Source organism: Corynebacterium sp. LaCa117, from assembly GCF_046717765.1.
In the GTDB taxonomy this organism is placed as follows: domain Bacteria; phylum Actinomycetota; class Actinomycetes; order Mycobacteriales; family Mycobacteriaceae; genus Corynebacterium; species Corynebacterium kefirresidentii.
Map to the genome: position 1 here is coordinate 1,821,720 of NZ_CP177102.1, position 22,990 is coordinate 1,844,709.

The following is a 22,990-nucleotide window of genomic DNA, read 5'->3' on the forward strand; positions in this document are numbered from 1 at the left end:
TTAGAAAATATACGTAGTGCTTTGGGAGTTTTTGTGAAGCAGATTTTGCGCTCACTGCTGGGTAAGAAGAAACCTGGGCGTTCAGATGAACCACGCCCATCGGTCTATCAGGCAGTAAAGCCCAAAGCTGGCTCCACCAGTACATCTCGCCCTTCTGAGAACAAGGCCTCCGCGCCCCAAAAATCAGACAACACCGACTCCACCACCGGTGCAAAGTCCACGACGCCGCAAGGCAAGTCCAAGGACCACTCTGCGCAAGAGGTCCAGTCTAAGGACCAAGCTAAAAAGACACCTGCAGGAAAGCCCGCGAAGGCTACCGAGTCCAAACCTACTGCCGCTAAAGACACCGCTCGCCCCGAGGCTGCGAAGCCGCACTCCGGCACGACCCAATCCGCAAAGTCGCAGCGGACAAAGGTAGGCTCGCAGTCGCCCGCAGACAAAGCCGCGAAGGACAAACCAGCCTCCCAAAATTCCGCATCTAAACCTGCCGTCGCTAAGCAAAGCAAGCCTGAAGCCTCTCCTAAGTCAGCAGCTGTAGAGAAACAGCAGCAATCGAACGCGCAGGAGAAGAAGCCACGACGCAAGGCGCACGAACCGGTTCAGCGACCGCGCCGCGGTGCCAGCTTTAGCTCCACGACCTCGCCGAGCTCCCCGAAGGCCGATTCTGCCCGCGATACCCCTCCGAAGACAGAGAGCAAGCCTGGCAAAAAGCCGTCTCAACAAGGCGCTGCGAAGCCATTGCAGCAGGCTCGACCCGCAGCCCAACAACCGGAGAAGACACCCAAGCCGTCCACCTCTCCCAACCCGAAAAAGCCTTCCCCGAAGCCGGCGTCGCCGCGCCCGTCTGCTGCACAAGCACAGGCGCCTTCTAAGCCAGCTAAACAACAGAAGGCTAAGCCGCAACAGGCCAAGCCTGCCACCGCTAAACCTGCCGCAGCCAAGCCGACCACAGCCAAGCCAGCCGCAGGTCAGCAACAGAAAACGCAGAATCCGCGCCCCCAAGAGCGCAGGCAGGAAGACACGGCAAAGAAGACGACTCAGCCACGCCCAGCATCGAAAAAGAAAGCACAGCCCTCTAAGGGTTCACAGGCTTCTAAGAGCAAGGGCGAAACACGCACGCCTAGTACCGCAAACCAAAAGGCTGCCCCGCAGGCATCAGCACCGAAGACTGCTACACAAAAGAAGAGCACTACTGCCCCCACGCCGAAGGCAACCGCACCAAAGACTGGGACTGCCCCTTTCCTGCAGCCCACTAGGTCGACTCAGAAGATGGCTGCCCACAATAGGGATAAGGTAGCCCAGCCGAAGAAGGACCAAAGCGGCTCCTCAAAGGGCAGTCTTGATAAGCAGCAGGAGCAAAGGCCACAGCCGCAGCCGAAGGTGTCGACGCCTCAGGACAAGGCTAGGAAGACGACAAAGCGCCGCCCAGAGGTAAAACCATCTGATATCAGCCGCGGACTGGCTCGCAAATCACAGCAGGTAGGCACCCCTACCTCGGCTCAGCAAAAGCCACCGCGCGCTGTCCCCAAGCCCAAAGCGAAGCAGCAGTCTGGACAGCCCCAGCCGAAGAAGGCAGAGCCCCAAGCTGCCCCAAAGGCGGCTTCAGGAAAGACTGGCACGTCCGCAGCGACAGGTGGTCTAGCTGGAGCAGGAGCGGCCACCGCCGCGGCTAAAGAATGGCAGCGAGACAAGGCACAGCCAGCAAAGGCACCACAGCCAGCTTCCAATAAGCAAAAGGCACCAGTGGCGCCTGACCAAGCACAGCCAGCTGCCCAGAAACCAGCAACACAGAAAGCCACAGCTCCGCAGAAGGACGCTAAATCCAAGTATCCACTGCAAAAGCAGGCCAATGACCCTGAGGCCCTGGCTACGCCGCCTGAAAGCAAGGTAGTCAAGAAAAAGCGCCATGCCCGCCTCCGCCAGGTCAAGGGGCTTGACGGACTGCGCGGCCTCGCGGTCATTGCCGTGGTGCTGTATCACTTCTTCCCTGCCCTCCTTCCCGGAGGTTACTTGGGCGTTGACCTCTTTTTCGTCCTTTCCGGATTCCTCATCACCTCGTTGCTGGTGCGTGAATTCCGTACCTCCGGCAGGATTAGCTTGAAGGACTTCTGGGTGCGACGATTCCGGCGTATCCTCCCAGCCGCAGTATCCGTTCTCGTCATGTGCACCGCGCTGGTGACATGGATCGGCGGGGACTTAGCGGTAGGCTTGCGCCAACAGTTCTTGGGCACTTTGTTCTTTGTCAATAACTGGACACAGATCGCAACCTCCCAGTCCTACTTCGCGGACAATGAGATTCAGGTCTTTGCCCACTATTGGTCGCTGGCCGTGGAAGAGCAGTTCTATGTAATTTGGCCGCTCCTTATCACGGGTATTTTCCTCATTTCTCGCCATAAGCCGCGCCGACTTCCTATCCTCGTGTCCACGCTTTTAGCCCTCGGATCCGCCGTGGCCATGGCGCTAATCTTCGTGCCCGGTGAGGACCCGACGCGTGTCTATTACGGCACAGACACCCACGCTTTTGGCCTGCTCACTGGCGCCGTGCTGTCTCTCCTGATGACTTCTACCCAATCGAATCCACAGGCCGATTCTTGGGCCGCGGCGGGTAAGGCTGAGTCCCGCATCGCTGGGGTCATCGGCACTTTGGCTCTCATCGGCTACGGTGCGCAGCTATTCCTCATGCCGGATGACGCGGAGTTCACCTACCGCGGTGGGCTCTTCCTCACCAGCGTGCTCGGTGTCCTTATGGTGTGGGGCGTGGTCCGCGAATACGGTCCTATGACCCCCCTATTTAGGACCAAGGTCATGCGCTGGTTTGGCCAGCGTTCCTTTTCGCTGTATCTCTGGCACTGGCCGGTCATCATGATGCTCAAGGCGCTTTTCGAGGGCAACCAGAATTCCGATAAATCCTGGATCCTGGGTCTTGTAGCCGTACCAATTTCGCTGCTTCTATCCGAGATTTCCTATCAGTTCATCGAGAATCCTTTCCGCCGCGGCGGATATAAGAAGACGTGGAAGACCTACTGGTCATCCCGCCCAGGATTTAGCGAATTGCGCGATGGCTTTGGCAAGACCATGTGGCCGGTAGTCCCATTCCTCGTCATTGCCTCTGTAGCAGGCGTAGTCTACGGCGTTATTAACTCCAGCGATAAGACTGAGTTGGAACAGCAATTGGAACAGCTCCAGCAGCAGAACCAGAGCAGCAACAATGCTCCGGCTCAACCTAATGATGCTGCCCCGCAGCCGCCTGTCGCGGGCGACACCGACAAGGATAACTCAAAGAATACGAAGACCCGCCCCATGCCGCAGGGCAAGGACATTACCGCCATCGGTGACTCAGTGATGCTGGCTTCTAGCGGCGCCCTCAAACAACGCTTCCCGCAGATTTACGTCGACGCAGACGTATCCCGCCACTACACTGCAGGCATTCAGATTCTGCAGCAACTCAAGGATTCCGGAAAGCTGCGCGATACCGTCTTCCTCGGGTTCGGTACCAATGGCCCTGCTTTCCCGGATCAGATCAAGGAAGCTCTCGATATCATCGGCAAAGACCGCACCGTTGTCATGGCTGTACCCTATGGTGACCGTGAATGGATGTCCCAGTCCCAGCAGGATGTCCTCGACGCAGCCAGGGAATACGACAACGTATACGTCGCTGACTGGTGCGGACACGCACAGAGCGACCCCGGAATCCTCTATTCCGATGGTGTTCACCCAATGCCGGAACGCACCGGCGAGTACTCGGATGCTTTCTACGAAGCTCTAGAGCGGTATTCAAACTACGACAAGACCGTGTCCTCGCAGTGCGTGCCGCAGTAGAGGAAAGGCAGCAGGGGGAGGGCACGGCGTCGGCAAGCGCCTAGCCCCTCCCCCGCCCTTCGCGCTCACGGAGGGCTCGTGCGCCACTGATAACAACGACCACCGTGAGCGCGAAGGGTGGTGCGTTAATGGCAACTAAGGCATGAAAAAGGCTCGTCCTCTACCGCGTGGTAGAGGACGAGCCTTTTGTCTATGGGATTAGTCGACGGAGAATTCGCCCATCTTGTCCCAGCCGGTGCGGCCGTCAATATGGACGTTAATGATGTCTGGGGTTTCCACGAGGTACTTCGGGAACTCCTCGGTCGAGCGCTGGAAATGCTCGCTCTGGACGTGCTCGACATCCTTGCCGTCGGCGTAGGACTCCAGAAGCAAGAAACGCTGACGATCTTCTGGATCGCGGAACCACTTGAAGTCGATGCAGCCCGGCTCTGCATTGCAGGCCTCGGTGTACCAGTTGATTTCATCGAGGAAAGTCTCTGCATATTCGGGCTTGACGTGGAACTGTACGTTGATCAAAATCATGCCCCGATTCTACCGGCGCCGTGCGGCTTCGTCATCGTTGCAGATGAATGCTAAGAACGCGGCGGAATCGAGGCTTGGGGAAAGAAGTTTAGTTGAGGAAGAACTCCGCAACATAGATATAGGTACCGTCATAGGCGGTTGCCACGCCAAAGCCGTGCTGGGGACCAGCATTGACTGGGACGTCACGGTTGAACCAGTTCAGGCGATCTTGCGCCTGCTGTTCGCTAAGGCGACGAACTGTGCCCTGGCCCTCGTCCTTGTGATTCAAACCGTGAGCAATGCCGCCCTTGTACTCAAGCTTGCCGGCAGCACCTTGATTGGCCCATTCCTGGGCGATAGCCGCTGCACGCGCATCTTTATGGTGCCCGGCCTTTTCAAGGTGGGCGGTAGTGGCGGCGCCTAGCTGGCCGGCAACCTTGGGCGCCTGGCCCACCGGCTTGGCGAGGAATTCTGGCAGCGGGATATTGTACTTCTCAGCCAGCTCATAGGCCTGCGGCGGCAGGGTGAGGCGGAAATCTTCTAAAGCGGCGAAAGGATCAGAAGAAAGCTGCTGAGCCTGCGAAGAAGCCTGCTGGATCTGTGGCGGCAAGGCCGGCTGAGCAGAGGCCACGGTGGAAGTACCGGTGACGACAAGAGCGGTGGATAGGGCGGCTACGATTGCGCGGTGAGAAAGCTTCATGTCCTCCACCGTGCCATAAAGCACAAGCAGTGTGGAAGGCGTTTCCGTGGTGCTCAGGCATTTGGATACAACTTTGTTATGGTCCCCCGTGTCTTATGGCCGACAGAGATAATGGGACAATTGTCCACAGCGAATTTTTCTTTAGTACTGCGAAAGGTTGTTGACTGTTGCTGGACGTATTGACCGGTTTTGCAATCATTTTCGTAGTCATCGGTGTGGGATTTGTGCTGGCGCACAGGGGTGTTATTGGCAAAGGCGAGGCACGATTGCAATTCAATCGAACGGCCTTTTGGGCGGCCACGCCGGCACTCATTTTCTCCAGCGTGGCTAAATCCGATACCTCTGCCTTCGTGTCCCCAGTGGTGGCTGTTATAGCTGCTGCATCCATCGCCACCATGGCGTTGTATTGGCTGTGTAGCCAGCTATTCTTTTCCCGCAGCGGTGCTGAAACCATGGCCGGTGCCGCAGCCGCAAGCTATTACAACTCAGTTAATATCGGTCTGCCCATCGCTACCTATGTCATTGGTGATGCCACGTACGCTATCCCGGCCTTAGTTCTGCAAATGGCGGTGCTTTCTCCGTTTATCATCGCGGGGCTCAATGTGCAGGGTACAAGCCTGCGATCTATATGGCGCTCCGTAGTCTCAGGAGTTACCGCGCCCGTAGTGTTGGCAGCGGTGGCGGGATTCATCGTCTCCGCGGCAAAGTGGCAGGTACCGGAAGTAGTAATGAAGCCACTGGAGATTCTGGGCGGCGCCTCTATCCCCATGATTCTCATGAGCTTTGGTGCCTCTTTAAAGGGCGACGCGCTGCTGGAAGAAGACCGCCTGCCCACCATTACCGCGACGGTATTGAAGTTGGTGGGAATGCCCGCTATCGCGCTGGCGGTTGGTGCAGCACTAGGTCTTGACGGCGCGGAGTTGTATGCTGCGTTAATTCTGGCTGCCTTGCCCACGGCGCAGAACGTTTATAACTATGCCGCCACCTATGAGGTAGGAGAAAACGTAGCCCGGGATACGGTTTTTCTCACTACCTTCCTCTCGCTGCCGGCGATGTTGGCCATCGCGGCCCTGTTTGGCTAAACACCTAGTAAACGCCGACGTCGAGCGCGGCGAATTCGCGCTGTAACTCATCGGGGTCGATGGCTCCTGCCACGTCCGGACCAGCGATGGCGGCAAAGCCATCAAGCACCGATGCTCCATAGTTGTGACCGTGCCCATCGGAAACATCTTTTGCACCGGGCAAATCCGCCGCCACTTGGAGAGAGGAGATGATGGGCATCCATCGCATCACGCGCTCGGCAGAATACGGTGTTCGCTCGCGCATCCAATCCGGCTCCTTGAAGGCCATCTGTGGAGACCACCAGGCCACTGGGTCCGAGGGGTGTTGGATATAGAGCATGCGGGTGCGTCCCCACTCTTCTTCCGGCACCGGTCCCCACTGGCGTACCTGCGCGTCATCGTTAGCAAAACGCACCACGAGGCCCCCGGCGTATTCGGGGGAAATTTCGGAGGATCCGGGATCACGCCTTTCCACAAATTGCGTGCGCAGGCGATTAAAGTGCGGCGGGCCGGTCAGCAGAATGCCGTCAACGGAGTTGGCGATGTCGCGCACCCCAGAAAAAGCCGCTTCAATACCGGTGGTGCCCAGGGATTCACCATAAAGGTAGAGCTTCGGTCGCTTGTCCTCCGGCAGCCCGTTCCACCAGTCCACGATGGGGTTGATGAACTCTTCCCCGGCGCGCTCTACCTGGCCGCCGCCCGATAGGAAGTGCAGGGCGGAAGGCATAGCGGAGTATTGGGCAGCCGCAATGGCGGTATCGCCACCGTAGAGTAGTTCGAAGGCTTGAGCAGAATAAGAAGACACCCAGCCCGTACCGGTGGTCATAATGAGAAGCAGGGCTTTGCGGTCTTGGGCGTGGGTGCGCTCGAGTTCGTCGATAAGCAGCTGCGCTCGCTCCTCATTCGAGTCACGATTGCCCAATCCGGCATAAGCACGGATGGGTTCTTTGGCAGGCTTTCCGCTTACCTTCTCCAAGTCTGCGCGGTGCGCACCGGAAGAAAGGAAACGCGAGCCCTGCAGGCCCACGCCGTTCCAGTCCACACGGGACTGCGGGGAACCACTGCGCTCTGCGGACATGGGCCGCTTCATGGCGGGATCGGGGTCGGCGTTTTGAGCGGTAAAGATCCTCTCGCCCACGCCAACGATGGCGCCGGGGATGAGGTTTTCCACGGTGTAGGTGCCCACGAGGGCTACGATGAGCACCGCGCCCACGACGCGATAGGCGGCGCGGAAGCGGTGGGGAAAGTGGCTGGAGAGCCAACGCACGCAAAAGCGCAGCACGCGCAGAATGAAAAGGAAAGCAGTGAATACTGCAAGAGCGAGCGGAACCACAAGAAGATAGCTGGCAATGGTCGGCGCTGGGGCGGCTAGGGCATCTGCAAGTTGACGCTGCCAGCGCACGGCGAAGACCGCAAAGCCCACCATCCACAGCACAAAAACTCCGGTGGCGATGCGAGAAGCAAGGCGGTAGCGCCGGGGCGGCCAGGTGGTGGCATCCAGCCAGGAATACCGTGGTGCCGCATAACGCACTACGAGGCGGTACCACACGTGTTTGAGGGCAATACCCAGCGTATAACCAAGTCCTGCGGCAATGCCGGAGACCAGCCCTTGGTAGAGCCAGTCACGCGGCAGGAGGGATGGGGTAAGGCCTAGGGTAAAAAGCGCCGCAGCGCCGATAATGCCCCACAGGTCAAGGTGGCCGACGATATCGGCGATGCGGGCTTCTACCCTTCGAGCTTCTCCCCCAACTCTAGCCATTCCATCTCCAGTTCCTCGTAGGCGCTACGGTTGTCCTTTAGTTCTCCGTCTAGCTCGGTCAAGGCTTGAGTGTCGACCTTTTCCGCGGCAGTCGCCATCTTCTCATTAATCTGTGCGGCCGCCTTTTCGAGTTTGTGCATCTTGCGCTCCAGCGCGTTCATCTTCTTGGTGATTTCACGTTCTTGCTGGGAAGAGAGCTTCTTTTCCGGCTTAGGAGCAGAGCTGTCTGGCTTCTTTTCGCCCAAGTTGAGCACGCCGGAGTTGTGTTGCGCCTCAAGTGCGGCGCGCTTGCGCAGGTACTCATCGATGCCGCCGGGGAGGTTAGTGAGTTTGCCATCGCCAAAGAGCGCGTAGGTATTATCCGCGATGCGCTCAATGAGGTAGCGATCGTGCGAGATAACCACCATCGTGCCCGGCCAAGAGTCAAGGAGAGACTCCAGTTCCTGCAGGGTATCGATGTCGAGGTCGTTGGTGGGCTCATCGAGCAACAGCGCGTTGGGCTCGGCCATCAGTACGCGGGTGAGCTGCAAGCGGCGGCGCTCGCCACCGGAGAGATCCCCCACTGGGGTGCGCTGACGCTTGGCGGAAAACCCTAGGCGCTCAGCCAGTTGAGAGGCGGAAAGTTCCTTCTTGCCGAGCTGGACATAGGTGGCAACGTCCTCGACGGCGTCGATAAGCCGACGCTGCGGATCCAAGTCATCGAGCTCTTGGCGCAACCAGCCAAGGCGCACGGTTTGGCCCTCGATGCGCTTGCCGGCCGCCAGCTCGTATTCGCCGGCCAGGGTGCGCAGCAGCGTGGTCTTGCCGGAGCCATTAACACCCACCAAACCAATGCGTTCGCCGGGAGCTAGGCGCCAGGTGAGGTGATCCGCCAAGGTGCGGCCGTCTGGGGACTTCACGGTGGCATCCTCAAGCTCGATGACCACGCGGCCTTGGCGCTGCTTAGAAAAGGCCATGAGCTCGACCTTATTGCGCGGCTCCGGCACGTCTGCGATGAGCGCCTCGGCTGCTTCAATGCGGTAGCGCGGTTTGGAGGTACGCGCGGGCGCGCCGCGGCGCAACCATGCCAGCTCCTTGCGGGCGAGGTTCTTGCGTCGCTGTTCCATGGCATCGGCCTGGCGGGCGCGCTCGGCACGGGCAAAGGTCCAATCGTTGTAGCCGCCCTCGTAGGTATCAACCACGCCATCGTGGACTTCCCAGGTCCACGTGGCTACGGTGTCGAGGAACCAGCGATCGTGGGTGACCACGACTACGGCCAAGTTGCGCTTAAGGAGGTGATCTGCGAGCCACTGCACCCCCTCCACGTCGAGGTGGTTGGTGGGCTCATCGAGCACCACGAGATCCAAGTCCTGCACCAGCGCGGCGGCTAGATTCACGCGGCGGCGCTCGCCACCGGAAAGTGAGCCAACTGGGGTATCCAATCCCAGATCCACAATGCCCAGGCCACCCAAGACATCGCGCACCTTGGCATTGGAGGCCCACTCATAGGTTTCCAGTTCGAGGGGCTCGATAATGACTTGGGCGATGGTCAGTTCATCGGGCAGATCGAAGCGCTGGGTGACCACGGCCATGCGTAGATCAGAGGTATGGGATACGCGGCCGGCATCGGGTGGTTCGATGCCGGTAAGTACCTCCAGCAAGGTGGTTTTGCCACCGCCATTAACGCCGACGATGCCGATGCGATCGCCACTTTGCACACCTAGGGACACCCCGTCTAAAAGGGTTTTTAATCCATAAGTTTTGCTGACTTGCTCGAGGTTAATCAGGTTTGCCATAACGAGTGTCCATCTTAATACTTCCCTGCCTGTACCCCCGCATTTCTGCGACCTATTGCCATTGATTTTCAGGTCCAATACCCTGCCAATGTATGAAACGCTACACACTTTCTCTCTGCGCTGTGCTTTCCACTGTGGCGATAGCCATCGCTTCCTGCTCTGCCCCCACCGAGGAAGAAAAGGACTCACTGCACTCCCACGACCACGCGCATAGTGAGGCCGAGCATGCCCATGAACACGACCATGACCATGAGCACGGCGATGACCACGCCGGACACTCACACGAAGGCTTTGAAGCCGAAGAGGGAGAAACCGAGGTAGCCCAGCTGCCCACCCGCATCGTTATCTCCCATGCGGATGGTCTGACCGCCTATGACGCCCAAACGGGCAAAGTAATCGGCGAGGACAAGATGAATGCCTTCCTTCGTCTCAGCGATGCCGGCGATAATCGCCACGTCATGGTGACTAAGGGCGATAGCTTCCTCACCTACGACACTGGGCGCATCACCAAGGGCCATGGCGATCACAACCACTACTACACCGCTGAGCCCGCGCTTGGCGACGCCCCCATTAAGGCACCGCATGCCGGCCACGTGGTCCACCACGATGGCTTTACCGCGCTATTTTCCGATGGCGATGGCGTGGCAAGGATTTATAAGACCGAAGACATTGGCAAAAAGGACGCCCAGCCAGTCAATACCGTTGACACCGGGGCCGCACACCACGGCGTGGCCGTACCGTTGAAGGATGGCTCGGTGGTCATCACTAAGGGCACCGAGGACGAGCGCCACACCATCCAGCATCTGGATAAGGAGGGCAAAGTTCTTACTGAGACCACCAAATGCCCTGGCGTCCACGGCGAGGCTGCCGCTGGAAACGGCAATATTTTCTTTGACTGCGAGGACGGCCCGGTGGTCTTTGATGGCTAGGAGTTCCACAAGGTAGACGCCTCTGCTTATGCCGGTGCAGGAGGCTACCAGCGCTCTGGCAATGCCGCCGGTTCGGAAGAATCCGATGTCATCCTGGCCGATAATAAGACCGACAAGGATGCAGAGCTCGAACGGCCTACCTCCGTAGCCTTGGTAAATACCAAAGACTTTTCAGCCAAGAAGGTAGACCTCGATGCCTCCTACTGGTTCCGCTCCCTAGCCCGCGGCCCGCTGGGCGAGGCACTTGTGCTGACCACCGACGGCAAACTCAACGTCATCGACCCAGATTCCGGTGAAATCACCAAGCAAATTGATGCCATCTCCCGGTGGAAGGAAAACAAAGAATGGCAGCAACCAGGGCCCATCCTGCAGGCTGCCGATGGCTATGCCTTTATCACTGACGCCCAGAAGAAGCAGCTCGTAGTCATTGACCTCCTGCAGGAAAAGGAAGTCAACCGCTTCGACCTCGACATCGAGCCCACCGAAATGACGGTGCTCTAGCTACAGCACCACGGCGCCGCTAGCTGGCCCCTGGGTAGCCACTCCCTTGGTTCCGGGAATCTCCACCGTCACTTGGGACACTACTTCCTGAGCTTCTTCTGCCCCAGCGCAAAGGAAGGCACACGTCGGACCACTGCCGGAGACAATCCCTGCTAGGGCTCCGGCGGCCACACCGGCCTCCAGGGTCTTGCGCAGGTCTGGGCGCAACGACAGCGCTGCCGGCTGCAAATCGTTATGCAAGTGCTGCGCCACTCGGTGCGGATCGCCCGAGATGAGCGCCTGCGATACCGCTGCGGTGTCCATGTGTGGCTCACCGCCGCGGCCCTTTTCCCGCATCTCATCGAGCTTATGAAAGACCTGCGGGGTAGAAAGCCCACGGTCCGAGGCGATGAGCGCCCAATCGTAGGTACCGCGCGTCATCATCGGGGTCAGCTGCTCGCCGCGCCCCGTGCCGAGCGCGGTGCCTCCCAGCAAGGTGAAGGGAACATCCGAGCCCAATGCCGCGCCCAGCGCGTCTAGGATTGGCTCCCCCACCGAATCGATGCCGTAATAGCCGCCATAGCAGCGCTCGGCCAATCGCAGCGCGGCTGCGGCATCCGCCGATCCACCTGCCATGCCGCCGGCGGTAGGAATGGCTTTGTGAATTTCCAGCGCTACCTCCGGCAGCGCCTTCGGCCCATGGGTGCTGTACAGGTACTGCATGATGCGGTTTACCGCGGTCCACGCTAGGTTCGTATAGTCTTCTGGCACGCCCTGCGCGTGAGGGCCTGTAACCTTCAGGCCCTGAATGCGCGGCTTATCCACCTCCGGGTTGCCCAAGTCAGTCAGCGTTACTGTGTCATGTAGTTCCAAGGACTGAAAAACACTGGCAAGCTCATGAAACCCATCCTCTCGCGGTTCCTCCACTCCCAGGTGAATATTGACCTTGGAGTGAGCCCGCGCCGTGTAGACGAATGGTTCGTTATCGATGGGGGCGGTCATTAGATTCCTGCCAATCGTACAAAGTCCTCCACGGCGAGCTTTTCGCCGCGTTGCTTCGGATCGATGTCCGCAGCTCGCAATGCTTCCTCGGCGGCTGCTCCCGAACCAAAGTGACCCGACAATGCCGCGCGCAGGGTCTTGCGGCGTTGGGCAAAGGCGGCGTCGATAACCGGCCAGACCTTAGCACGCGACTCGTCAGTGACGGGCCACGGAGCAGAGTCGAAGACGTCAATACGCACCAACCCAGACTCAATATTGGGCGCGGGCCAAAAGACGTTCTTACCAATCGTGCCCGCCTTGGAGACCTTGCCATAAAATCCCGCTTTGACCGAAGGCACGCCGTACACCTTGCTGCCCGGCTGCGCAGCTAGGCGGTCCGCCACCTCTAGCTGGACCATAACCAGCACGCGACGAATGGAAGGAAAAGTCTCCAATAGGTGCAGCAGCACCGGGACGGCCACGTTATACGGCAAGTTGGCTACCAGAGCGGTCGGCTCAGTGACGTCAGCTTCTGTTACCCGCAGTGCGTCCTTTTCCACCACCTGAAGGCGCTGGGCATATTCCGGGGCGCGCTCAGCCACGGTATCGGGCAGCTGTGCAGCCAGGCGCGAGTCGATTTCTACCGCGGTAACTTCTTCCACAGCCTCTACCAGGCCGAGGGTTAGCGAGCCCAAGCCCGGCCCCACCTCGAGGACGCGGTCTGCGGGATCCAACTCGGCCGCAGCGACGATGCGCCGAATGGTATTCGGATCATGCAGAAAGTTCTGCCCTAGCTTCTTCGTGGGCACAATGTTGAGCTTCTCCGCGAGGGCGCGGATCTCTACGGGGCCCAAAAGCGCGGCGCCGGTGGAATCAGTCATGCCTTCTAACTTAGTAGAAGAGATGAAAAAGCCGCACACCACTTAGTGTGCGGCGATAAAGCGCTTCAGTCTAGCGCAAGCCCAGCTTGGAAGTACATGCCGGCCAAGCGCCCCAACCCTGCGCCGCCTGCACCTTTTGTGCCACGGCAATCTGTTGCTCGCGGGAAGCCTGCCATGCCTCCGGTGCGTACTCGGTGCCACCGAATGCGGCCCAAGTGGATGGAGTGAACTGCAGGCCACCGGAGAAGCCATTGCCGGTATTGATAGCCCAGTTACCGGTGGCCTCGCACTGAGCAATGGAATCCCAGACGGAGCCATCGGCGACAGCCGGAGCAGCAGCACCAGAGTTACCGCCTTCCTCTGGCTTTTCTTCTTCGGCCTTCTTGGTGCCGCGGGCGATGGTGGCAGCCTTAGGCTCTACGGTCACCTTTTCTTTGACGACGTCATCAGATTCCTTGGCGCCGTCCTTCATCACTAGCTTGCGAGTGATAACGCGCTTGCCCTTAACGCCTTCCTCGCGGACCTCTTCGGTGCCCTCTTCCAGCTCCGGGTCATCAACAAAGTTAGGCTCGGCTTCGAACTCTTCCTCAGAGTCATAGGTCGTAGTAGAAACCTGATCCACCTTGATGGACATGCCATCGGTGACCTTGGTGTCCTTGGACGGGAAGACACGATCATCGTCATCAACGTCGATATTGCGCGCCTTAAGAACGTCCTCGACGGTCTTAGCAGCAATCTTGGTATAAGTTACCTTGCCACCATCATTAATCTTGACGATCTTCGGGGAGACAACCTCTAGGTCCATGCCCTCTTCCAACTGGGCATCCTGGTCCACGTCAGCGTCACCAGACTTGACGGAAGCGCCCTTGGCCACGCCGCTCAAGTTACCCAATAGGTCAGAAACGGTGAGGTCGGTGGTGGACAACTGCTGCTGCACGCCGTCGATAGTCACGGCCACCGGCTTGGCAGTGCGAACGGAGATCTCATCGCCATCGCCCACGGACTCGGACGGTGCCGGGTAGACGATGTCTTCCTCGCTCACCTGAACGCCAGCTGCCTCCAGCGCGCCGTCAACGTCCTTGGCAAAGGTAGCCAGTTCCACCTTGTCGCCGTTAACGTCCACGGTGACATCCTTTTGTGCCGCAACGGCAACGACGCCGCCCACGGCCAAGGTGCCCAAGACGCCACCCGTTGCCAGACGCAGTGGCAGCGAGCGGGAGTTATTGATGCGCTTGATTTGATGAGGTGACATGCTGAATGAATCTCCGATAGTGCAGGTTTCAACAATTATTAGAGTTTAGGCCAGCAAGAATTTCCGCGCAGGCAATTGCATTGCTCAGATTCGCTGCTGCCGCACCGTGGGTGGCGCTGCGGATCCCTAAAACCTAAACGAACGATTAATAACAATACGATAACAGCAACATAAAGTCGAGAACCAATTCGCCACATGCCTCACTGAGCACACAACCGCCACACCAAACACCCACGCCACCCCTGGCCAGCGGGTTTTGAAATTGTGAAAACCATCACCCAGGAGTTAGCCCAGGCCGTAGACGCGGTCAAAGGTTTCTTTAACCTCCGCCGCTAGCGCCTGCACCGTCTGGTGGCGTACACGGGCGATGCATTCATATGTGTGCCCGATAAGAGCCGGTTCATTGCGTTGGCCGCGGAAGGGTTCTGGCGTCATATACGGTGCATCAGTTTCCACCAGCAGCTGGCCGGCCGGCGCCTTGGCAGCCGCCCGCCGCAGCTCGGCGTTGCGCTTAAAGGTTACGTTGCCGGCAAAGGACAACACGTAGCCGCGCTCCAAGGCCTCCTCCGCTACCTTCAGCGGCGAGGAGAAGCAGTGCAGCATGACGGTGTGGGGAGCGGGGGCGTCGGCAAGAATGCGCAGCAAGTCCGCATCCGCTTCGCGGTTATGGATCATCAGCGTCTTGCCATGGCGCACTGCGAGGTCAATATGCCACCGCAGGGATTCCTCTTGCTGGGCCATGGTCGCGGTGGTCTCTGGCTCATGCTGCACCCAGTACGCATCCAGGCCGGTCTCTCCCACCGCGACGCAGCGCGGATCCGCCACCATCTCTTCCAGCGCTGCCTTGGTCGGCGCATCCAGCTCATTAGCGCGCACTGGGTGGATGGCACAGGCAGCATAAACATCCGGGAAGGCATGTGCAGTCGCCAGAGCCGCTGCCGATTCGCGGCGGTCATCACCAACCGTCACCATGCGGCTGATACCGGCGGTGCGTGCGCGATTCACCAGCACTTCATCGGTGTCCTTGTGCGAGAAAAGATGCGTGTGCGCATCAATAAGGCCACTGAGGCCCGGTGCCGGAACGGGAGTGGGTCGTCGCTTCTTTTTAGCCATGCACGCAATTGTAATATTGGCTGCCATGTTGACCAGACCCGCCGGCCTTGCGGATGTGCCCGCCATGACCGAGACCCTCAACTGGGCCATCGCACACACCGACGTCATCTTCCGCGCTACCCCGGCCAGCGTCGCAGAGCGCGAAGACTACCTACGCGAGCTGTGGGAAAGGACTGCCCATGCCTCATCGCGGAGTCCGATTCTGGCGACTACCTGGGGGTGGGCGCTCTACCACCCCTACCGCGATCCGCAGGTATGGACCGGCTGTTATGAAACCACCATCTATCTTTCCCCCACCGCTCAGGGCCAAGGCGTAGGCACTGCCTTACTTGACGCCTTGGTAAAGGCGGCGCGCGCCGATAAAAAGGTTCATTCGCTGCTCGCCCTCATCGTCTCCACCAATGCGGCATCACTTAAGTTGCATGAAAAGTTTGGGTTTGAAAACGTGGGTATTCTTAAAGAGGTTTGCTACAAGTTCGATCGTTGGCTGAGCCTCACCCACCTACAACTTCTGGTGTAAAGGAATTTCTATGCATATCCGCCCTGCCGAGCTTGCCGACGCCCCCGCGCTCACCGCCATCTACAACGCCGGCTCCGCAGCGAAACCCGCCGCCAACCTGGTCACGTGGCAAGAAGATGTGGATGACCGTGAAAAGTGGCTCAAGGAGATGTTTGAGGCCGGCTCCCCGGTCTTCGTAGCCGTCCACGATGATGAAATCATTGGTTGGGCCGCATATTTCCAGTTCGTGACCCCTGCTATCTATTACGGCACCGTCGAAGATTCCGTCTACATTGCTCCCTCCGCCCAGGGCAAGGGCGTAGGCTCCGAGCTCCTCGACGCCCTCATGGACTACGCCGCTGATGACAGCTACGTACAGACGATGATCACCTATATCGTCGATACCAACGAAGGCTCTATCGCCTTGCATAAAAAGTTCGGCTTCACCGAGACCGGCCGTATGCCGAATATCCATACCAAAGACGGCGTCCGCCTCGGCCTGGTACACCTCCAGCGCGATTTCCAGCGCTAACCGCCAGGTATTTCCCCGCCGCTCCGCGCCCCTCTGCACTGGAGCACACAAATAGCCGCGTTATGCCCTTAACTTCTTAAAAAGAGGGCGATAACGCGGCTATTTATATGGTGTTACTTGGAGACAGGCGCCCACTCTGGGCCGGTTTCGCCCAACTCTGGATCCAGCTTGGAGATGAGCGGCTTGGGCTTTGCCAAAGCGGTGCCCGGCTCGACCTGGATGCGCTCCCACTTCGCCTGCTGCTGGGTGTAGTCACCCATGATAATCGGATATTCGTGGCCCTCTGGCGGCAAACCAGCGCCCACGAGTTCTACCGGAATATCGTCCTTGACGTCGTGTACCTCCGGCTGGGCTGCCCACACGCCGCTGCGGCCCAAGGTTTCGTGCACCTTCTGCGCGGTAAACGGCAGGTAGGGCGTGAGCATGACATTGCAGTCAGAAACTACCTGGAGGGCAGTCCACAGCACGGTGGCTAGACGCTCGCGCTGGGACTCATCCTTGGCTAGTTTCCACGGCTCCTGGTCTGCAATATAGGCATTGGCCTCGCCGACGACGTGCATGATAGCGGTAATCGCCTGCTTAAACTTGGACTGCTCCAGCAAGCCACCGGCAGTGTCAAAGGTCTCCTCCGCCAGCTGCAGGATTTCCTTGTCCTTTTCTTCCAATGCCGCTGGTGCGGGAACCTCTCCGAAGTTCTTAAAGGCCATAGACACAGTGCGGTTGACCAAGTTACCCCAGCCATTTGCCAGCTCATTATTGATACGGCGAACGAACTCATCCCAGGTAAAGTCCGTGTCGTTGTTTTCAGGGCCAGCCACGGCAATGAAGTAACGCAAGGCGTCGGGTCCAAACTCTGCCAAGAAGTCCTTGACGTAGATGACAACACCCTTGGACGAGGAGAACTTGGATCCAGACATGGTCAAGTACTCGGAGGAGACGATTTCCGTAGGCAAGTTGAGCTCGCCGTACTTGTGGAGTTCCCCGCCCTTGTTGCCCTTACCGGCATAGCCCAAAAGCTCGGCCGGCCAGATCTGGGAGTGGAAGGTGATATTGTCCTTGCCTTGGAAGTAATAGTGGCGGGCCTCTGGGTTCTGCCAAAAGTCCTTCCAGGCCTCAGGCTGACCGGTGCGGTACGCCCATTCGATGGAGGAAGACAGATAGCCGATGACCGCATCGAACCACACGTAGAGTTTCTTGGCGTTATTGTCCTGCCAGCCCTCGACGGGGATAGGAATTCCCCAGTCAATATCGCGCGTCATGGTGCGCGGGCGCATATCTTCAAGCAGGTTCAGGGAGAACTTCAGTACGTTCGGGCGCCAATCTTCGCGGGTAGAAAGCCACTTTTGCAGCTCATCCTTGATGGCTGGCAGATCCAGCAGGAAGTGTTCGGTTTCGATGAATTTCGGGGTCTCACCGTTGATCTTAGATACGGGGTTGATAAGGTCCACGGGGTCGAGCTGATTGCCACAGTTATCGCATTGGTCACCGCGGGCGCCATCCGCACCGCAAATTGGGCAGGTGCCCTCGATATAGCGGTCCGGCAGGGTACGTCCGGTAGACGGCGAAATAGCGCCCTTGGTGGTCTCTTTGAGCATGTAGCCGTTGGCGTACAGGCCTTTGAACAGCTCCTGCACCACGGAGTAGTGGTTACGGGTAGTGGTGCGAGTAAAGAGATCATAGGACAGGCCCAGGTTGGCCAAGTCAGTAACGATCTGACGGTTATAGCGGTCTGCGAGCTCACGAACGGAAACGCCCTCTTTATCCGCCTGTACCAATAGCGGAGTGCCGTGCTCATCCGTACCCGAGACCATGAGTACGTTGCGGCCACGCATTCGCTGAAAACGTGCAAAGACGTCGGAAGGAACACCAAAACCGGCCACGTGTCCGATGTGGCGCGGGCCGTTGGCGTAGGGCCAAGCAACATTAACTACTACAGACTCAGTCATGGGTTCTACTTTATCGAAGCCGACTCCTATACACACGATTAGGGCGGACATTTCTCCCGCAGGTGAACTGCATTTTCAGCAGAAGGCGCCCACCGCTTCCCTACCACTAAGGAAACGATGGGCGCTTTTAGAGCAGCCGCGAAGAAAGCGATTTACTTCCGCTTCATCGGGTGCTTCAGGCGTTCGTTGCGGCGCTTCTTCAGAACCTGCGTGCGCTGGTACTCGCGGTGCAGGCGGCGCTCGCGGGCCATCTTGCGCTGGAACTGCTGTGCTTCGCGGTATTCGAGGTAGATAATATCCTCGCTCAACGCTTTGTAGATGGCGAACATCAGTCCAACCACGATGAACAGGAATGGCAGTGCGGCAACGATGGTGACGTTCTGCAGGTTAGACAGTGCATCCTCATTGGCCAAGAGCAGGGTCAGGCCTACCAAGGCAGTCAATCCACCCCACGCGGCGGATAGCCACGGCTTAGCAGTAGCGGCACCATTTTGGGACATGGAGCCCATCACCGTGGACGCGGAGTCTGCCGAGGTAACGAAGAAGGTAGCCAACAGGATTGCTGCAACGATGCCGGCAACGAAACCGCCAGGCATGGATTGCAGGAGGTTAAACAGCTCTTCCTCGGCAGATTCGCCGGTGATGGATTCGCCGTTTTGCTCCATGTGGATGGCGGTGCCACCGAAGATAGCGAACCACAGGGTGGATACGCCGGCTGGGATGAGCAGGACGCCCAAGCAGAATTCGCGGACGGAACGGCCACGGGAAATACGGGCCAGGAACATGCCCACGAACGGGGACCAGGAAACCCACCAAGCCCAGTAGAAGATCGTGTAACCGGAAAGCCACTCAGCGGCGGCGCCGTTTTCGGACTCGGCGGTGCGGCCGATCATCTCGGTGAAGTAGTTGAGGTAGTTACCAATGGAGCCAGGAATCTGGTTCAGGATGGTAACGGTCGGACCCAAGATGAATACGAAGATCGCCAACACAGCGGCGAGGACCATATTCGCATTGGAGATATACTGAATGCCCTTGCCCACGCCGGACATCGCAGACAGGATGAACGCGAGGGTCAGAACCAACACAATTCCGATAACCACGGAGTTGGTGGGGTTATCGATGATTCCGGATGCCTTCAGTCCGGCCTGAATCTGCAGGGCACCCAGGCCCAGGGAGCAGGCGGTGCCGAAGACGGTGGCGAAGATAGACAGGATGTCAATGAGCTTGCCCACTGCACCATTGGCATTACGCTCGCCAATCAGCGGCACGAAAGCCTGGCTCAACAACTGCTTACGGCCGATGCGGAAAGTGGAGTATGCAATGGCCAAGCCAACGATGGCATAGACCGCCCAAGGGTGCAGTGTCCAGTGGAACATTGCATAGGCCATGGAAGATCCAACGTTGCCGGTTCCCTCGCCTGGGGTGCCGTCACGGTAGTTAGCTAGCGGCTCGGAGGCACCATAGAACATCAGACCGATGCCCATACCGGCGGCAAACATCATGGCGATCCATGAGGGCGTGGAAAATTCCGGCTCCTCATTAATGCGGCCCAGCTTGATGGAACCGAACTTGGAGGCGGCAATGAAGACAACGAACACCACAAAGACGGTGCCGAAGAGAGTATATGCCCAACCAAAGTTGTCGACTACCCAGGTCAGGGCCGAAGCGGAGAAGTTGGCAAAGTTATCCGGGGCAGCCAAACCCCAGACAACGATCGCGGCAACAAGCACGCCGGCAATGCCGACGATGGACCAATCGATTGGCATATTGTCGCGATCGGCCGCAATCTCCACCTCAGGATCGTCGTAGCGCTCCGGGTGGAAACCGTCGGAGTGAATCATATCCTGCAGCTGGCCGGTGGCAGATTGTGCGTCCAGCTGTTCGTCTACAGTCTGATAATTCTCAATAGGCTGCTCGCTCGAAGAAGCCGAAGCCGGCTGCGCCTGTGCGCCGACCGGTTCCTTTCCTTCTTCTGGCACGCCTGTGCCCATATTTTCCGAGTTTGTCATGAACTATACAGTGGTGCGGAACTACTCAATTATCAAACGAAGCGGGAAGAAACTTCGCTGCTCAGCGCCATTTCCCAGGAATTTTCCACGCTAATTTGAACGGTTTTTACGCTTCATTTCCCCATGTAAATAGCGCTTTAAGCTACCCACACGCCCGAACACTATAACAATTCAGTTACAAAGTTTGCTTTAGTGAAGCCATCTACGGGTACCAAAAGTTGTGACTTAATCAGCACGTCGATGGGGGCTAGTCTTTGCGAGCTGCTAAAGCGGCGTCATAAAGCTCGCGGTTCGAAACCTCAGTGCCTTTCGCTACCTGCTTACAAGCGTCCTTTAGCCGCATCCCCGCCGCCGCCAATTCCATCGCCTGGGGAACCAAATCTGCGGCGGTAGCGGCCGCGGCGGTTCCGCCCTCGATCACCACAGTGATTTCTCCCCGTGCCCCTTCGGCCGCCCACTCGGCTAGCTCTCCCAAACTGCCGCGCCGGACTTCCTCATAGGTTTTAGTAAGCTCCCTGCACACCGCTGCTGGACGCTCGGCGCCGAGGATATCCGCGGCCTCGGCTAGAGTTTCGGCTACCCGGTGTGGGGATTCGAAAAAGACGATGGCGCGCTTTTCGTTGCGCAGTGACTCCAACCAGGCCTTGCGGGGGCCGGGTTTGCGGGGAGGAAAGGCGTCGAAGAGGAAGTGACCCACGCCTAGGCCAGACAGTGCTAGGGCCGTCGGCACGGCAGAAGGGCCAGGAAAACAAGTCACGGGAATATCCCGGTCAGCTGCTGCAGCCACAATAGACAGTCCTGGATCAGAAATGATGGGCATGCCGGCATCCGTAACGACGAGGACAGTGCCGGCCGCGGCGGCGTCGATAAGCTGCTGGGCTCGGTCCTTTTCATTGTGATCAAAATTGGACACCACCCGCCCGGAAATCTCGATGCCCAAAGCTTGCGCCAAGTTCCGCACGCGCCGCGTATCCTCCGCCGCAATGACGTCCGCATGCTGCAAGGCATGCATTAAACGCGCGGAGGCATCTCCCACGTTTCCCAGCGGCGTGGCGGCGAGGATGACCCCGCGCGGTAGTGGATCCAGACCTGAAACAGACATATCTCTAGCATTCCATACTCTCTAATGCGCGGGCGCGGTGCCTTGTCGCCTAGACTCAACCAAGTGACTATTGCTACCGCTGCCCCATCGCGCACCACGCACGACACTGTGGCCCCGCCAGCGCCCCGCACCTATCAGTGGGGCAAGGCTGACTGGATAAGCACTAGCGTCGTTGGCGTACTCGCGCTCATCACCCGCTTTGCCGGATTGACCGCGCCCGTATCAAAGGGCACTCCCGTCTTTGATGAAAAGCACTACGTTCCGCAAGCCTGGGACATGGTGCGAAGCTGGGATAACCTCTTCATCGGAGGTATAGAATCCAACCCCGGTTATGGCCTGGTGGTTCACCCACCGCTGGGCAAGCAGATTGTGGCGCTGTCCGAATGGGTCGCTGGCTATTCCCCACTGGGCTGGCGTTTTATGACTGCCCTCTTCGGCGCAGCCACCGTGCTCTTGACGATGTCCCTGGCCCGCCGCGTCTCTTTATCCTGGCAGGTAGCAACCCTGGCTGGCCTCATCTCCGTCTTTGATGGTGTGCTCTTGGTCTCTTCCAAGTTCGGCATGTTGGACATTTTCCAGGTCTTCTTTGTTGTCTCCGCCGCCTGGGCGCTCGCTCGCGATCATAATCAGATGCGCCAGCGCCTCCACACCGCTTTCCTTAAAAATCGTTTGGGCTCCTCCGCCTTCGGACCACGCTTTGGATTCCGCTGGTGGCGACTCCTCGCGGGCGTCTGCCTTGGCCTTTCCCTGGGGGTGAAGTGGTCCGGCCTGTACTTCATCATGTTCTTTGGCCTCATGTCCGTCTTTAGCGATCTTGCCCTGCGCAAGCGCTATGGCGTGCGCCGCTACATAGTGGGCACTCTCGTGCGCGATACCCCTGCTGCCCTAGCCTCCCTCGTACTGGTGCCGGTGCTGCTCTACGCTTGGACCTGGCGAGCCTGGTTTTCCTCCGAAACCGCCGTGTACCGCCACGCCAAAGTAGATGGAACGATCGAGGACGGATCGTGGCTGATGCACCTACCCGAATCCCTGGCAGGCTGGTTCTACTACCATTCCTCTGTCCTAGAATTCCACGCCAGCCTGACTTCCTCCGGTGGCCACCACCACCCGTGGGACTCTAAGCCTTGGGCGTGGCTGGTAGCCGCCCGCCCCATCTTGTACTACTCCTCCACCGACCTGCAATGCGGTGATGGCAGCAACGAGTGCCGCAAGATGCTCTACCTCTTTGGCACACCGGCTATCTGGTGGCTGGTCATCCCGGCCGTCCTGTGGGGCCTGTGGTCACTTATCATTCGCCGCAACCGCAGCTTCCTCATCCCCTTGGTGGGCTTTGGGGCAGGCTTCTTGCCCTGGCTTGCAGCCTTCGACCGCCAGATGTACTTCTTTTATGCCACTGCGTTTATCCCCTTTGTCATCGTGCTGATTGCCTTAGCGCTCGGCCAACTCATCGGCCATGGCAGGCCAGTGCAGTGGGGATGGCTCAAGAGTTTGGCAGGCGGCCCCGTACGCTGGGGAACTATCGCCGCCGTGTTTTACCTAGCCCTGGTAGTGGCGATGTTCTTCTATTTCTCTCCCATTTTGTACGGCTACAAGATCCCGGATTCTTGGTACCACTCCATGATGTGGCTGCCTAGCTGGACCTAGCCGCACG

General features: G+C 58.6%; 18 protein-coding genes. 7 read left to right on the forward strand and 11 right to left on the reverse strand.

The features are described from left to right. Nucleotides 1-33: 33 nt before the first annotated feature. Nucleotides 34-3,819, forward strand: coding sequence for an acyltransferase family protein (locus ACLI1L_RS08915; RefSeq protein WP_411707381.1), 3,786 nt, complete (start codon nt 34-36; stop codon nt 3,817-3,819). A gap of 198 nt (nt 3,820-4,017) precedes the next feature. Here ACLI1L_RS08915 and ACLI1L_RS08920 read toward each other — a convergent pair whose 3' ends face one another. Further along, entirely contained in the window at nt 4,018-4,341 is a 324-nt protein-coding gene (locus ACLI1L_RS08920) for a putative quinol monooxygenase (protein WP_023021947.1), read from the reverse strand. A gap of 88 nt (nt 4,342-4,429) precedes the next feature. Next, nucleotides 4,430-5,020 (reverse strand): hypothetical protein, encoded by a 591-nt coding sequence (locus ACLI1L_RS08925; protein ID WP_411707382.1) that lies wholly within the window; start codon nt 5,018-5,020, stop codon nt 4,430-4,432. A 167-nt stretch (nt 5,021-5,187) separates the two neighbouring features. Here ACLI1L_RS08925 and ACLI1L_RS08930 point away from each other — a divergent pair, with 167 nt between their 5' ends. Further along, nucleotides 5,188-6,102 (forward strand): AEC family transporter, encoded by a 915-nt coding sequence (locus tag ACLI1L_RS08930; protein ID WP_411707383.1) that lies wholly within the window; start codon nt 5,188-5,190, stop codon nt 6,100-6,102. Between the two features lie 4 nt (nt 6,103-6,106). Here ACLI1L_RS08930 and ACLI1L_RS08935 read toward each other — a convergent pair whose 3' ends face one another. After that, on the reverse strand, nt 6,107-7,840 hold the full coding sequence (locus ACLI1L_RS08935; RefSeq protein WP_411707384.1) for an alpha/beta-hydrolase family protein: 1,734 nt from the start codon (nt 7,838-7,840) through the stop codon (nt 6,107-6,109). Then, entirely contained in the window at nt 7,807-9,615 is a 1,809-nt protein-coding gene (locus tag ACLI1L_RS08940; RefSeq protein WP_411707385.1) for an ABC-F family ATP-binding cassette domain-containing protein, read from the reverse strand. The genes ACLI1L_RS08935 and ACLI1L_RS08940 overlap by 34 nt, the downstream gene beginning before the upstream one ends. Before the next feature lie 92 nt (nt 9,616-9,707). On the opposite strand from ACLI1L_RS08940, the gene ACLI1L_RS08945 reads away from it, so the two are divergent. Then, entirely contained in the window at nt 9,708-10,544 is an 837-nt protein-coding gene (locus ACLI1L_RS08945; RefSeq protein ID WP_411707386.1) for a hypothetical protein, read from the forward strand. Nucleotides 10,545-10,694: 150 nt separating this feature from the next. Continuing rightward, nucleotides 10,695-11,045 carry a hypothetical protein gene (locus ACLI1L_RS08950; protein ID WP_411707387.1) on the forward strand — a complete coding sequence of 117 codons (351 nt, stop codon included), beginning with the start codon at nt 10,695-10,697 and terminating at the stop codon, nt 11,043-11,045. Here ACLI1L_RS08950 and ACLI1L_RS08955 read toward each other — a convergent pair whose 3' ends face one another. The 4 genes from ACLI1L_RS08955 to ACLI1L_RS08970 all read right to left on the reverse strand — a co-directional run bounded on the left by ACLI1L_RS08955 (nt 11,046) and on the right by ACLI1L_RS08970 (nt 15,278). Then, nucleotides 11,046-12,026 carry a 4-(cytidine 5'-diphospho)-2-C-methyl-D-erythritol kinase gene (locus ACLI1L_RS08955; protein ID WP_284798979.1) on the reverse strand — a complete coding sequence of 327 codons (981 nt, stop codon included), beginning with the start codon at nt 12,024-12,026 and terminating at the stop codon, nt 11,046-11,048. After that, a complete protein-coding gene (rsmA, locus tag ACLI1L_RS08960; protein WP_034656465.1) occupies nt 12,026-12,886 on the reverse strand; it encodes a 16S rRNA (adenine(1518)-N(6)/adenine(1519)-N(6))-dimethyltransferase RsmA in 861 nt (286 codons plus the stop codon). The genes ACLI1L_RS08955 and rsmA overlap by 1 nt, the downstream gene beginning before the upstream one ends. 70 nt (nt 12,887-12,956) lie before the next feature. Beyond that, nucleotides 12,957-14,138 carry a transglycosylase family protein gene (locus tag ACLI1L_RS08965; protein WP_394287074.1) on the reverse strand — a complete coding sequence of 394 codons (1,182 nt, stop codon included), beginning with the start codon at nt 14,136-14,138 and terminating at the stop codon, nt 12,957-12,959. A gap of 285 nt (nt 14,139-14,423) precedes the next feature. After that, complete coding sequence (locus ACLI1L_RS08970) at nt 14,424-15,278, reverse strand: TatD family hydrolase (protein WP_411707388.1); 855 nt, start codon at nt 15,276-15,278, stop codon at nt 14,424-14,426. Here ACLI1L_RS08970 and ACLI1L_RS08975 point away from each other — a divergent pair. Further along, nucleotides 15,277-15,771, forward strand: coding sequence for an N-acetyltransferase family protein (locus ACLI1L_RS08975; protein ID WP_411707389.1), 495 nt, complete (start codon nt 15,277-15,279; stop codon nt 15,769-15,771). The genes ACLI1L_RS08970 and ACLI1L_RS08975 overlap by 2 nt on opposite strands. A 10-nt stretch (nt 15,772-15,781) precedes the next feature. Further along, complete coding sequence (locus ACLI1L_RS08980) at nt 15,782-16,282, forward strand: GNAT family N-acetyltransferase (RefSeq protein WP_394286573.1); 501 nt, start codon at nt 15,782-15,784, stop codon at nt 16,280-16,282. Between the two features lie 113 nt (nt 16,283-16,395). Here the strand turns inward: ACLI1L_RS08980 and metG are convergent, their stop codons facing one another. From metG to rsmI, 3 genes are all read right to left on the reverse strand, one after another. Beyond that, nucleotides 16,396-18,228 (reverse strand): methionine--tRNA ligase, encoded by a 1,833-nt coding sequence (gene metG / locus ACLI1L_RS08985; protein WP_411707390.1) that lies wholly within the window; start codon nt 18,226-18,228, stop codon nt 16,396-16,398. A gap of 152 nt (nt 18,229-18,380) precedes the next feature. Then, a complete protein-coding gene (locus tag ACLI1L_RS08990; protein ID WP_411707391.1) occupies nt 18,381-20,237 on the reverse strand; it encodes a BCCT family transporter in 1,857 nt (618 codons plus the stop codon). Between the two features lie 247 nt (nt 20,238-20,484). Next, nucleotides 20,485-21,339 carry a 16S rRNA (cytidine(1402)-2'-O)-methyltransferase gene (gene rsmI / locus ACLI1L_RS08995; RefSeq protein ID WP_086588661.1) on the reverse strand — a complete coding sequence of 285 codons (855 nt, stop codon included), beginning with the start codon at nt 21,337-21,339 and terminating at the stop codon, nt 20,485-20,487. A 24-nt stretch (nt 21,340-21,363) separates the two neighbouring features. On the opposite strand from rsmI, the gene ACLI1L_RS09000 reads away from it, so the two are divergent. Further along, entirely contained in the window at nt 21,364-22,983 is a 1,620-nt protein-coding gene (locus ACLI1L_RS09000) for a dolichyl-phosphate-mannose--protein mannosyltransferase (RefSeq protein WP_411707392.1), read from the forward strand. The last annotated feature ends 7 nt before the right edge of the window (nt 22,984-22,990 follow it).